13 protein-coding genes and 2 pseudogenes are annotated in these 11,458 nt (G+C 73.4%); 7 read left to right on the forward strand and 8 right to left on the reverse strand.

Annotated features, from left to right (window positions below; translation table 11 throughout):
• Positions 1-31: 31 nt before the first annotated feature.
• Both OG505_RS14890 and OG505_RS14895 read right to left on the reverse strand, forming a co-directional pair.
• A complete protein-coding gene (locus OG505_RS14890; RefSeq protein ID WP_405433912.1) occupies positions 32-1,507 on the reverse strand; it encodes a serine hydrolase domain-containing protein in 1,476 nt (491 codons plus the stop codon).
• Between the two features lie 50 nt (positions 1,508-1,557).
• Positions 1,558-2,061, reverse strand: a complete 504-nt coding sequence (locus OG505_RS14895; RefSeq protein WP_405433913.1) for an ArsR/SmtB family transcription factor — start codon at positions 2,059-2,061, stop codon at positions 1,558-1,560.
• A 208-nt stretch (positions 2,062-2,269) separates the two neighbouring features.
• Here OG505_RS14895 and OG505_RS14900 point away from each other — a divergent pair.
• The 3 genes and pseudogenes from OG505_RS14900 to OG505_RS14910 form a co-directional block, all read left to right on the forward strand.
• Positions 2,270-2,968: pseudogene (locus tag OG505_RS14900) on the forward strand (cation-transporting P-type ATPase); the annotation flags it as partial.
• A 16-nt stretch (positions 2,969-2,984) separates the two neighbouring features.
• Positions 2,985-3,086, forward strand: a pseudogene (locus OG505_RS14905) (universal stress protein); the annotation flags it as partial.
• 113 nt (positions 3,087-3,199) lie between these two features.
• Positions 3,200-4,081: a universal stress protein gene (locus OG505_RS14910; protein WP_405433915.1), complete on the forward strand. Its 882-nt coding sequence runs from the start codon at positions 3,200-3,202 to the stop codon at positions 4,079-4,081.
• Here OG505_RS14910 and OG505_RS14915 read toward each other — a convergent pair.
• From OG505_RS14915 to OG505_RS14930, 4 genes are all read right to left on the reverse strand, one after another.
• On the reverse strand, positions 4,074-4,709 hold the full coding sequence (locus OG505_RS14915; RefSeq protein WP_405433917.1) for an FMN reductase: 636 nt from the start codon (positions 4,707-4,709) through the stop codon (positions 4,074-4,076). The genes OG505_RS14910 and OG505_RS14915 overlap by 8 nt on opposite strands.
• Entirely contained in the window at positions 4,706-5,848 is a 1,143-nt protein-coding gene (locus OG505_RS14920; RefSeq protein WP_405433919.1) for an LLM class flavin-dependent oxidoreductase, read from the reverse strand. The genes OG505_RS14915 and OG505_RS14920 overlap by 4 nt, the downstream gene beginning before the upstream one ends.
• A gap of 442 nt (positions 5,849-6,290) precedes the next feature.
• Complete coding sequence (locus tag OG505_RS14925) at positions 6,291-6,566, reverse strand: ubiquitin-like small modifier protein 1 (protein WP_405433920.1); 276 nt, start codon at positions 6,564-6,566, stop codon at positions 6,291-6,293.
• Positions 6,567-7,652 (reverse strand): WD40/YVTN/BNR-like repeat-containing protein, encoded by a 1,086-nt coding sequence (locus tag OG505_RS14930; protein WP_405433921.1) that lies wholly within the window; start codon positions 7,650-7,652, stop codon positions 6,567-6,569.
• Between the two features lie 162 nt (positions 7,653-7,814).
• On the opposite strand from OG505_RS14930, the gene OG505_RS14935 reads away from it, so the two are divergent.
• Both OG505_RS14935 and OG505_RS14940 read left to right on the forward strand, forming a co-directional pair.
• On the forward strand, positions 7,815-8,027 hold the full coding sequence (locus OG505_RS14935; protein WP_405433922.1) for a type II toxin-antitoxin system HicB family antitoxin: 213 nt from the start codon (positions 7,815-7,817) through the stop codon (positions 8,025-8,027).
• Positions 8,024-8,248: a type II toxin-antitoxin system HicA family toxin gene (locus OG505_RS14940; protein ID WP_405433923.1), complete on the forward strand. Its 225-nt coding sequence runs from the start codon at positions 8,024-8,026 to the stop codon at positions 8,246-8,248. The genes OG505_RS14935 and OG505_RS14940 overlap by 4 nt, the downstream gene beginning before the upstream one ends.
• 4 nt (positions 8,249-8,252) lie before the next feature.
• Here OG505_RS14940 and OG505_RS14945 read toward each other — a convergent pair whose 3' ends face one another.
• A complete protein-coding gene (locus OG505_RS14945) occupies positions 8,253-8,876 on the reverse strand; it encodes a DNA-3-methyladenine glycosylase (protein ID WP_405433925.1) in 624 nt (207 codons plus the stop codon).
• Between the two features lie 89 nt (positions 8,877-8,965).
• Here OG505_RS14945 and OG505_RS14950 point away from each other — a divergent pair, with 89 nt between their 5' ends.
• The gene (locus OG505_RS14950) at positions 8,966-9,421 is read left to right on the forward strand and encodes a DNA-binding protein (protein WP_405433926.1); all 456 of its coding nucleotides are present in this window, start codon (positions 8,966-8,968) and stop codon (positions 9,419-9,421) included.
• Between the two features lie 166 nt (positions 9,422-9,587).
• Complete coding sequence (locus OG505_RS14955; protein ID WP_405433928.1) at positions 9,588-9,941, forward strand: MmcQ/YjbR family DNA-binding protein; 354 nt, start codon at positions 9,588-9,590, stop codon at positions 9,939-9,941.
• A 43-nt stretch (positions 9,942-9,984) separates the two neighbouring features.
• Here OG505_RS14955 and argH read toward each other — a convergent pair whose 3' ends face one another.
• Positions 9,985-11,448, reverse strand: coding sequence for an argininosuccinate lyase (gene argH / locus OG505_RS14960; RefSeq protein ID WP_405434510.1), 1,464 nt, complete (start codon positions 11,446-11,448; stop codon positions 9,985-9,987).
• Positions 11,449-11,458: the final 10 nt, after the last annotated feature.

The following is an 11,458-nucleotide window of genomic DNA, read 5'->3' on the forward strand; positions in this document are numbered from 1 at the left end:
GGGTACGCAACGGCGGGCCTGCGCGGCTCGCTCAGTGGCTCACGGCGGCGACCACCAGCACGGCGGCGAGCAGGGAGCTGGCCACCGACAGCAGGCGACGCCACGGCACCCGCGCGTCGACCACCGGCAGGGCAGACCACCGGGTCACGGCCAGGGTCGCTCCCGCCGCGGACAGACCAGCCCCGAGCGGCCAGAGCCAGACCGGCACCACTGACCAGTCGCCCATCCGGTGCGCCAACCCGAGATAGGCGAACGCCCACACCACCGCCGCCACCAGGGTCACCCGGTCCAGTTCGCGGCGGCGGGCGGTGCCGAGCAGGGACAGGCCGCCGAGGAAGGTGAACGCCACCGCGAGGCCGGCGCCGATCCAGACGGGAGTCACCGGTGCCGCCTCTCCCGCCTCCTCCTCCGGTACGCCGAGCAGTCGCAGCCCGATCGGCTCGACGCCCTTGTCGGTGTTGCCGAGCACCACCACCGCCCTGCCGGTGGCCCGTTCGAGGCCGATGTAGGACCGGAACCCGCTGGTCGCGCCGTTGTGCCAGACCACCTCGTGGTCGCCGTGCCGGGTGGTGAACCAGCCGTACCCGATGTGGGTGTTCTCGTCCTCGCGGAAGCGGGCGGTGGTGGCGTCGGCGCCGGGCGCGGTGCCGGCGAGGGTCGCGGCGGCCAGCCGGCCCAGGTCCTCGGCGGTGGACCAGGGGCCGACGCCGGCCGGGGCGTACCCCACTCCCGACCAGGTGTCGAGGGGCCGGCCGGCGGCCCGGCCGCCGTGGGCGCGGCCGGCCGGCAGGTCGTCGGCGTGGGTGGCGATCACGGTGGCGTTCATCCCGAGCGGTTGGAGCAGCCGTGCCCGCAGCAGATCGGCGTACGCGACGCCGGCCTTCGCGGCGAGCGCGTGGCCGAGCACGGACGGCCCGAGGTTGGAGTAGTGGACCTCGCCGCGCTCGTCGTCGTCGGGGGTGACCCGGTCGGCGGCGCTCCGGATGGCGTCGATGTCCTGCCCGGCGTACGGATTGCCGCCGGACACGTTGGACCACAGGAGGCGAGCCCAGCCCAGGATGCCGCCGGGGGCGAGTCGGGGCAGGCCGGCGCGGTGACTGGCCAGCTCGGCGAGCGTGACGTCACGGGCGGGGCCGGTGACCGTGGGCCAGGTGGCGCCGAGAGGCTCGTCGGGGCGGACAACCCCGGCGGCGGCCTGGTCGGCGAGGAGCATGCCGGTGAGCGCCTTGGTGACCGAGCCGATCTCGAACGAGGTGCCGGGCTCGACGGGCTGGCCGGTCCGGTCCCGGTCACCCAGGCCGGCGGTGCGGATCCGGCCGTTCTCGACCAGTGCGACGGCGAGCCCGCGGTGCCCCGACGGGTCGCGTAGGGCCGCCCGGGCGGCGCCGGCCAGGTCGGCATCGCCGGTGGCCTGCGCGCCGAGGCGGGGCACCCGGGGCATCAGCGCGATTCCGGCGAGACCGGCGATCAGCGCGGCGACGATGGTGACCACGGTCGTCCGGCGCATGGTGCTTCTCCCTGCTGTTCGGCGTTCGGGCGTCGTGCTGCGGGCGCGGGTCAGCGGCCGGCGGCGGTGAGGATGGTCAGCAGCGGCACCACGCGTTCGGCGGGGACGGCCCACCGACCACGCCCGGCGCTGCGCAGCCAGCCGGCGGCGGTGATCTGGCGCAGGTGGTGGTGGAGTTGACCGGTGGTGCCCAGCTCCTCGATCTCGGCCAGCTCGCTGGTGCTCTGCCGGCCGTCGAGGATCTCGCGCAGCAGCCGCAGCCGCACCGGGTGGGCCAACGCGGAGAGCGTGCTGGCCAGTTCCGTCCAGTCGGCGGCGAGCACGTCGTCGACGGTGCGGCCGTACTGCCAGTCGTAGTGCTGCCCGGCGACGCGGACGGTGCCGGTGTAGAGGACCGCGCCGGTGCCCTCGAGCGGCAGGCGCTGCTTGAGGCCGTCGAGGGCCCAGAAGGTGCCCTCGGACTCGGGCGGGGCCGGTGGTGCCGGTGTCAGCCGCTCGCTCAACGCGGCGACCTGCGTCTCCAGCGCGGCGAGCCGCGACTCCATGGTGGCCATAGGTCGATACTACGTACAAACGGATTACCGTACAAGCTAGGGCTTCACCACCCACATCCACAGGTCGCCAGGCGGGCCCGGGAGATCCAGCGCGGGTCTTTGGTCCCGAGCCCCTCGGGCGCAACGCCTCTGCCCGGGGTGATCACACAGTGGGATGGTGAGACGGACGGCGTGCCCGTGACGCGCCGCGCGGGACGGGGAGGTCCTGGTGACAGAGACCGGCGGACAGGGCCGGACGCTGGACGGCGCCGTCGACCAGCTCGTCCCGGTCGGGCTCGACGCGGCGGAGGCCACCACCCGGCTGCGGACGGACGGGCCCAACACGGTGGCGCCGCCGCCGCGCCGGCAGCTGGCCGTCCGGGTGCTGCGACAGCTCACCGACCCCCTGGTGGCTCTGCTGCTCGCCGCCGCCGTGGTGACCACCGCGCTCGGCGACTACCCGGACACCGCCGTGATCGTCCTGGTCGTGCTGGTGAACACGGTCATCGGCGTGGTGCAGGAGATCCGCGCGGACCGCGCCGTGGCGGCGCTGGGTCAGTTGGCCGCCCCCGCCGCCCGGGTCGTGCGGGACGGCCGGGACCTTGCCGTCCCCGCCGCCGACCTGGTCCGTGGCGACCTGGTCCGAGTCGAGGCCGGCGACATCGTGCCCGCCGACCTGCTGCTGGTCGAGGCGAACCGGCTGCAACTGGACGAGTCCGCGTTGAGCGGCGAGTCGGTACCGGTGGGGCGGACCGTCGGCCAGGACGCCCTGGCCGGGACGGTCGTCACCACCGGACGCGCGGCCGGCACCGTGCTGCGGACCGGGCCGGCGAGCGCACTGGGCCGGATCAGCACACTGGTGGCGGACACCCGGCCCACCGCCACACCGTTGCAGCGCCGACTCGCCGCCCTGGGCCGCATGCTCGGGTTGGTCGCGGTCGGCCGCGCTGGCCGGCATGCTGCTCGGTTCGGTGAGCCACGCGGTGCTGCACCACGCGCACAGCCCGGTGGTGATCGTCCGGAACCGCGAGGATCGAGAGAGCTGACACCCCGTCCGCCCGGGTGCGGGCGGGGACCGCGTGCGACGCTGCGGCGCATACCGGCGAATGCCCGCGTCGCGCCGTGGGTGCGCCCGACAATGGCCTGACCGACCGAGGGAGTGCCGATGAACCGACCTGTCGTGGTGGGTGTGGACGGCTCACCGTCCAGCCTCGTCGCCGCCGAGCACGCGGCCTGCGTCGCTAAGCTCCGGTCCCGCCCGTTACGGCTGGTGCACGGCTACCTGCACCCGCTCGGCTACGGCGTGCCGCTCAACCCGTACGACCTCGGGGTGCCGGCGCCCTCCGCCCAGGCGCAGGAGATGCTGGAACGTACCGCGGCCGACCTCACCGACCGCTGGCCCGGCCTCACCGTCGAGGTGCGCCAGGTCGCCGGGGGGCCCGGCGCCACCATGGTCGAGGAGTCCCGTCGGGCCGACCTCGTCGTCGTGGGCAGTCGTGGGCTGGGCGGGTTCGCCGGGCTGCTGCTCGGTTCGGTGGGCGCGCAGGTCGCCGCGCACGCGCACTGCCCGGTGCTGGTGGTCCGCCCGGACGAGCAGCCGATCCCGGTGGACGCGCCGGTGCTCGTCGGCGTGGACGGGTCCGACTCGTCCCGGCTCGCCGTGGGCTACGGCGCGGACGAGGCGGCGCTGCGCACCGTGCCGCTGGTGCTGGTGCACGTCGGTCCGCCGCCGGACGGGGACGGGCCGGTACCGGAGGAGATCGAGGAGTCGCAGGCCGCGTACCAGGCCGAGGCGGTGCGGCTGCTCGCCGACGCGTCCGCCGCCGCCCGGGCCGAGCATCCCGACCTGGTGGTGCGGGAGCATCCGGTCCGGGCGGCCGGCCCGGCCCGGGGGCTCATCGAGGCCAGCGGCGCGGCGTCGCTGCTGGTCGTGGGCACCCGGGGCCGGTCCGGGTTCGCCGGTCTGCTGCTCGGGTCGGTCAGTCAGGCCGCGATCCAGCACGCGCACTGCCCGGTGCTGGTCGCCCACCCGGTCAGCTGACCGTGCTGTCGCCGCCCCGGCCGAGCATCTGGAGGAAGTCGGTGGTGAGGGCGAACGGGTCGGCGGGGCCGCTCGCCGGTGGCCGGCGCTCGACCTGGTCGGCCAGCTCCCCGGCGGCACGCCGGATCCGGCCACGCAACGCGCCGTCCGCGGTGCCGTCCGACCAGTCCTCCGGCGCGGCGAAGACCGCGGTGGGGACCACCACCGCCCGCAGGTAGCTGAACATCGGGCGGACGGCGTGCTCCAGGGCCAGCGAGTGCCGGGCGGTGCCGCCGGTGGCCCCGATCAGCACCGGCCGGTCGACCAGCGACCCGGAATCCAACACGTCGAAGAAGGACTTGAACAGCCCGTTGTACGAGGCGCTGAAGATCGGGGTGACGGCGATGATCCCGTCCGCACCGGTCACCGCGTCGATGGCCTCGCGCAGCGTGGTCGGCGGGAACCCGGTGAGCATGTTGTTCACCACGTCGTGGGCATACTCCCGCAGGTCGACGACGCGCAGGTCGACCTCGTGGCCGCGCCCGACCAGCTCGTCGCGGGTCGCCCCGGCGAGCTGGTCGGCGAGCAGCCGGGTGGACGAGGGCTGACTCAGCCCCGCCGAGACCACGGCGAGCGTACGGCGGGTCATCGGGTCGCCCCCTCCGGCGCCTTGCCCGTCACGTCGTCGACGGCGTGCACGGTGCTGTCCTTGGCACCACCGGCCGCGGCGACGAGCGAGGCGTGCGTGGGCGCGTCCGGCACGTGCGCCGGGCGCAGCGAGTCGAACTCCTTGCGCAGCACCGGCACGACCTCCTCGCCGAGCAGGTCGAGCTGCTCCAGCACCGTCTTCAGGGGCAGCCCCGCGTGGTCCATCAGGAACAGCTGCCGCTGGTAGTCACCGACGTACTCGCGGAAGCCGAGCGTGCGGTCGATGACCTGCTGCGGGCTGCCCACGGTCAGCGGGGTCTCCCGGGTGAACTCCTCCATCGACGGTCCGTGTCCGTAGACCGGGGCGTTGTCGAAGTACGGCCGGAACTCCCGGACCGCGTCCTGCGAGTTGCGTCGCATGAACACCTGCCCACCGAGGCCGACGATGGCCTGGTCGGCGGTGCCGTGGCCGTAGTGCGCGTACCGCTGGCGGTAGAGGCCGACCATCCGCTGGGTGTGCTCCCTGGGCCAGAAGATGTGGTTGGCGAAGAAGCCGTCGCCGTAGTACGCGGCCTGCTCGGCGATCTCGGGGCTGCGGATCGAGCCGTGCCAGACGAACGGGGGCACCCCGTCGAGCGGGCGCGGTGTCGAGGTGAAGGACTGCAACGGGGTGCGGTACTTGCCCTTCCAGTCGACCACGTCCTCGCGCCACAGCCGGTGCAGCAGGTCGTAGTTCTCGATCGCGAGGGGGATGCCGGCGCGGATGTCCTTGCCGAACCACGGGTAGACCGGACCGGTGTTGCCCCGGCCCATCATCAGGTCCACCCGACCGTCGGACAGGTGCTGGAGCATCGCGTAGTCCTCGGCGATCTTCACCGGGTCGTTGGTGGTGATCAGCGTGGTCGCGGTGGACAGCAGCAGCCGCTCGGTGCGGGCCGCGATGTGACCGAGCATGGTGGTCGGCGACGAGGGCACGAACGGCGGGTTGTGGTGCTCACCGGTGGCGAAGACGTCGAGCCCGACCTCTTCGGCCTTCAGTGCGATGGCGACCATCGCCTTGATCCGCTCATGCTCGGTCGGCTCCCGACCGGTGGTCGGATCGACCGTGACGTCACCGACGGTGAAGACTCCGAACTGCATGACCAGCTCCTCGCGTGTCAACCGGGCGCCGTCGTGGTACCCGGACGCAGCTCACAACTTATTTGACGAGTCAACTATTCCGTCGGCGGCCTGCCTGGCAGTGGCGTCGGTCACTCCCCCAATGCCCGTCCCGCGACCCGGGGCGGGAGCACCCGGCCGGTGCACGGTCATCGGTGCCCCCAGTGGCTCCGGTCGATCGGCGGTCACCTGGACCGTAACGCCACGTGACGTCGCGCGGACCATGCGGACCGGAGAGCGGTATACCTGTGAGTCATAGATATGACTCACAGGTATACCGCTCTCGACGAAGGTGCCTCGACCAGAGATTCGCCGTCGGTAGCCACGCGTCGAGGCCGCGAGCCGGCCCGCCGGCCGTCGGGCGCCGGCCGTCGGGCACCGGGCGCCGCCTCGACCGCGACAAGCCGGGCGACTCACGGGCTGCTCAGCCCCCGGCGACCGAGGGAAGCACCTGCACCTGGGCGCCCTCGCCGACCGGTGTGGCCAGCCCGCCGGAGTGCCGGCAGTCCTGCCCGTCGACGTAGACGTTGACGTAGCGGCGCAGCTCGCCGCGCTCGTCGCGGATCCGCCGAGCCAGCCGGGGATGATCGGCGGCAAGCTCGTCGAGGACCGCACCCAGCGTGCCGCAGGCGTCGACACTGAGCCGGCTGGCGCCGCCGGCCTCGCCGCGCAGCGGGCCGGGCAACAGCACGGTGACCACTCAGACCACCGCCGCCCGGACGCACAGCACGTCGGGCAGGTGCGCGGCCACCTGCGACCAGGAGTCGCCCTCGTCCCGGCTGGCGTAGACCTCGCCGGAGCGGGTGCCGAAGTAGACGCCGCCCGGTGTGGCGTCGTCGGCGCACATCGCGTCGCGCAGCACCGCCGGATAGAACGGGCCCTCGGGCAGGCCCACCGACAGCGGCTCCCACTTGTCACCGGCGTCGGCCGAGCGGAACACCCGACAGCGGTGGTCGGTGGGGTACCTCTCGACGTCGGCCACCAGCGGGAACGTCCACACCATCCCGGGCCGCCCGGGGTGCGACACCATCGGGAAGCCGAAGTCGCTGGGCAGCCCGTCGGCGATCGACGACCAGGTGCGGCCGTCGTTGTCGGAGCGGTAGACGCCGAAGTGGTTCTGCGCGTACAGCCGCTCGGGGTTGCCGGCGTCCCGCGCGACCTTGTGCACGCACTGGCCGAACTCCGGCCACTCGTCGGCCAGGCCGGCGGCGCGGATGCCCACGTTGCCCGGGGCCCAGCTCGCCCCGGCGTCCTGCGAGCGGTAGACCCCGCCGGTGGACATGGCGACCAGCACCCGGGCCGGGTCGCGCGGGTGGGGCAGCACGGTGTGCACCGCCTGGCCGCCGAACCCGGCCTGCCAGTGCGGGCGGTGCGGATGGTCCCAGAGGGCGCGGACCAGTTCAAAGCTGCGGCCACCGTCGGTGGAGCGGAACAGCGCCGACGGCTGGGTGCCGGCCCACACCACGTCCGGCTCGTCCGCGCCGGCCGGCATGAGTTGCCAGACCCGCTCCAGGGTCGCACCGGTGTCGGCCGGGAACGCCACCGGCGCGTGGTCGGGCTCGTCCCAGGAGGCGCCGAGGTCGTCGCTGGTCGCGACGCTGGGGCCGAAGTGCGAGCTGGTCACCCCGGCGAGCAGCCGCGGGGTGGCGGAGCGGGTGTCGAGCGCGACCGCGTACACGCTCGTCTGCGGGTGGTGCGGGCCGCTGACCTCCCAGGTGCGCCGGTCATCGGTGCTGGTGGCGAGGAACAACCCCTTCGCGGTGCCGATCGCGAGCAGCGTTGCCATGGACGTCCTCCGAACCGTCGGTGGGCAGGTGGGGTGATTATGGCCACAACCCCCGACAGGCCCGCCGGCCACCACGCCGTGCGTCGGCGACGACGTCCAGCGCCCCTCTCGACACCATCGGACTCGTAGGATGACGGCGTTACCTTCCCAAGGAGGGCCTCGATGGTTCGGACGTTCACTGCGGCGGTGCACGAGGAAGACGACTGGTACGTCGCGCGGTGCCTGGAGCTGGAGGTGGCCAGCCAGGGCGAGACGCTCGACGAAGCTCTGGTCAATCTGCGCGAGGCGGTCGAGGTCTACCTCGAAGAGGTCTCCCAACCCACAATCGAGGCCACCCCCCTGGTGACGTCCTTCCAGGTGGGAAGGGCGGCATGAGCCCAGCCCCGGCGGATCTTCCGCTGCGTAAGGTGCTCGCGGGGCTCAGAAAGGCCGGTTTCGATCAAGTGCGGATCAAGGGAAGCCACGCGGTCTACCGGAACTCTGCCGGAAACGTGGTGGTGGTTCCTCAGCACGCCACCATCAAGCGCGGCACTCTGGCCTCGATCCTCCGCCAGGCGGGGTTGACGCCAGCGGAATTCCAACACTTGATCGATTAGCCGGTCAGCCTTCGGGCTTCCGGGGCGCTCGGCGACGCGGCACGTGCCGGCGGTAGGCGCTGACGGTGGGATCGCCGGTGATCCAGAAGCGCCACGGAACGTCGTGTGCGGCGGCCACCCCGACGCGCGGTCCCGCGGAGATGGCCGACCTCGCGACCGGACGCGTCGGCGGCGTCAACAGCAGCGGGCCGTTCCCGTCGATCATGGACGTGCCGTTGGCCGTCGCGCCGATACCGAGCGCGACGACCAGTCGGGCTGGCCCGCGAGCGAGGTCACGGTCGGGCACGTCTCCCCTGCGCTTGCGGGCGACGTCCATGCCCTCGACGACCTCGCCGGCGCGCAGCAGGACGGCTGCCGCCTCCCCCTCGTCGCCGCACACGATGTTGAGACACCAGTGCACACCGAACACGAAGTACGTGTAGGCGTGCCCGGCCGGCCCGTACATGACTGTGGTGCGCGGGGTGGGGCCTCGGTGCGCGTGCGACGCCGGATCCTCCCCGGTGCCCGCGTACGCCTCGACCTCGGTCAGCCTGACCCGGACGCCGCCGGCCGTGATCTCCCAGCCGAGGAGCGTCTGCGCCGTCTCGGGCACCTGGGCGGCGGGGGCGTGCAGCCACGAATAGTCCACTGCTTCAGGAAACGTCGGACACGAGCGATCGGCAACTCACCCTTGAACAATCTGTTGACAATATTGCGTTGATGGGGTGTGCTCGGAGTATGACGACCGAGGAGCTGTTCACCGCGCCCGACCCGTCCCGGGCCCGCGCCCACCGCACCCACGAGGCGCTGCAACGGATCAGCGAGCGGCATGCCGGCTCCGACGCCCGGCGGGGCCGCTGGGCCCACCCGTACGTGCTGGACCCGTGGGAGGCGGTGGCCCTGGTCACCGCCCTCGCCGCGGGCGGGGCCGAGCGGGAGCCCGCCGAGGAGCCGGTGGACGCCGCCGACCTCACCGCCGCGTTGACCCTGCTGCCGCACGTCCGCGCCGAGCTGGACGCCCTGGAGGCGGGGCTGCTGACGCTGGCCCGCGACCGGGGGCTGACCTGGCAGTCCATCGCGTACGGGCTGGGGTTGGGCAGCGCGCAGGCCGCGCGGCAGCGCTACGAGCGGGTCGCCGCCCGCTCGGCCGAGCCAGCGCCCGACCCGCACGATCGTGCTGGAACAGGGAAGTAGGGGCATCGCCGCGCGGCCACGGCCACTGGATTCAGGATCGAGCACGACCTTGCGAGCCGGGCTGGCCCGCCGCGACCCGGCAGGCGACCCCGGCGGAGCGGATCGGCCGGGCACCGGCGGATCGGCGGCCGGGCGGGCAGACTGTGCCCACGACGAGGAGGCACCCATGGAGCGCGCGGAGATGCTGGCGTACTGCCTGGCGAAGCCGGGAGCGTGGCTGGACCGGCCGTGGGAGGGCGACGAGGTGGTGAAGGTGGGCGGCCGGATCTTCGCGTTCCTCGGCAACGGCGACGGAAAGCCCACGGTCGGGATCAAGTGCGGCCAGACCCGGGAGATCGCCGACGAGTGGCTGCGCCGCCACCCCGACGACGCTCGCCCGATGGCCTACATCGGCCGGTCCGGCTGGAACACGCTGCGCCTCGACGGCGGGATCGACGGCGACGAGCTGACCGAGGCGGTCGACGCGTCGTACGACATGGTCGTGGCGAAGCTCCCCAAGCGGGAGCGCCCGCCGGCCTGAACCGACCGTGGCGCCGGCGGCTCGCGCCGACGCCACGGCAACCTCAGCGGGGTACGACCCGCTCGGTGGCCCAGTCCCGCCAGCCGGCCAGCCGGTCCGCCGCGGCGGCGAGCTGGTCGGCGACCGGGCCGGGGCCGGTCGAGCCGGGGGTGGTCCGAGCCGCGAGGGCCGACCGCACCGAGAGCACGTCGCGCACCGACGGGTCGAGGTGCTCGCTGACGGCGGCCAGATCGGCGTCGGAGACGTCCTCCAACTCGCACTCCCGGGCCGCGCAGAGCGCCACCAGCCGCCCGGTGATCTCGTGCGCGTCGCGGAACGGCACGTTGCGCCGGACCAGCCAGTCGGCGACCTCGGTGGCCAGCGAGAACCCGACCGGGGCGGCGGCGACGAGACGGTCCACCCGGACCGTCATCGTGGAGATCATCCCCGCCAGGGCGGGCAGCAGCAGCTCCAGGGTGTCGACCGCGTCGAACGCGGGCTCCTTGTCCTCCTGCATGTCCCGGTCGTACGTCATCGGCAGGCCCTTGAGCATGGTCAGCACCGTCATCAGGCCACCGACCAGCCGCCCGGACTTGCCCCGGGCCAGCTCGGCGATGTCCGCGTTCTTCTTCTGCGGCATGATCGACGAACCGGTCGCAAAGGCGTCGTCCAGCTCCACCCAGCCGAACTCGTGTGAGGTCCAGAGCACCACCTCCTCACCGAGACGGGACAGGTGCACCCCGATCAGCGCGGTGGTGAACAGGAACTCGGCCACGAAGTCCCGGTCGGCGACCGCGTCCATCGAGTTGGCGAACGACGTCCGGAAGCCCAGCTCCTTGGCCACCGCCACCGGGTCCAACGGAAGCCCGGACCCGGCGAGCGCACCCGCGCCGAGCGGGCTGATCGCCGCCCGGTGGTCCCAGTCGCGCAGCCGCTCCAGGTCACGCAGCAGCGGCTGCACGTGGGCGAGCAGCCAGTGCCCGAAGGTGACCGGCTGGGCGTGCTGAAGATGGGTCATCCCGGGCGCGGCGGTGTCGATGTGCCGCTCGGCCTGCTCGGTGAGCGCCTCGGCCAGCTCGACCAGGCGGCTGGCCACCCCGCGCGCGTGGTCCCGCAGGTAGAGCCGCAGGTCGGTGGCGACCTGGTCGTTGCGGGACCGGCCGGCGCGCAGCTTGCCGCCGAGGCTGCCCAGGCGCTCCAACAGGCCCCGCTCCAGCGCGGTGTGCACGTCCTCGTCGTCGACGGTGGGCCGGAACGCCCCCGAGGCGCAGGCCGCCTCCAGGTCGTCCAGGGCCGCCAGGATCCGGCCCAGCTCCTCCGGGTCGAGCAGGCCGGCGCCGGCCAGGACCCGGGCGTGCGCCCGGGAACCAGCGATGTCGTACGGGGCCAGGCGCCAGTCGAACTGCACGCTCACCGACAGTCGGGCGAGCGCCTCCGCGGGGCCGCCGGCGAACCGGCCACCCCACAGGCTCGTCCGGTTGGTGCCGGCGCTGTTCTCGGTGAGGCTCTTGTCGTCCACGCCGCCCATTGTGGTCCCC

The organism is Micromonospora sp. NBC_00617 (assembly GCF_045161355.1).
Classification (GTDB): domain Bacteria; phylum Actinomycetota; class Actinomycetes; order Mycobacteriales; family Micromonosporaceae; genus Micromonospora.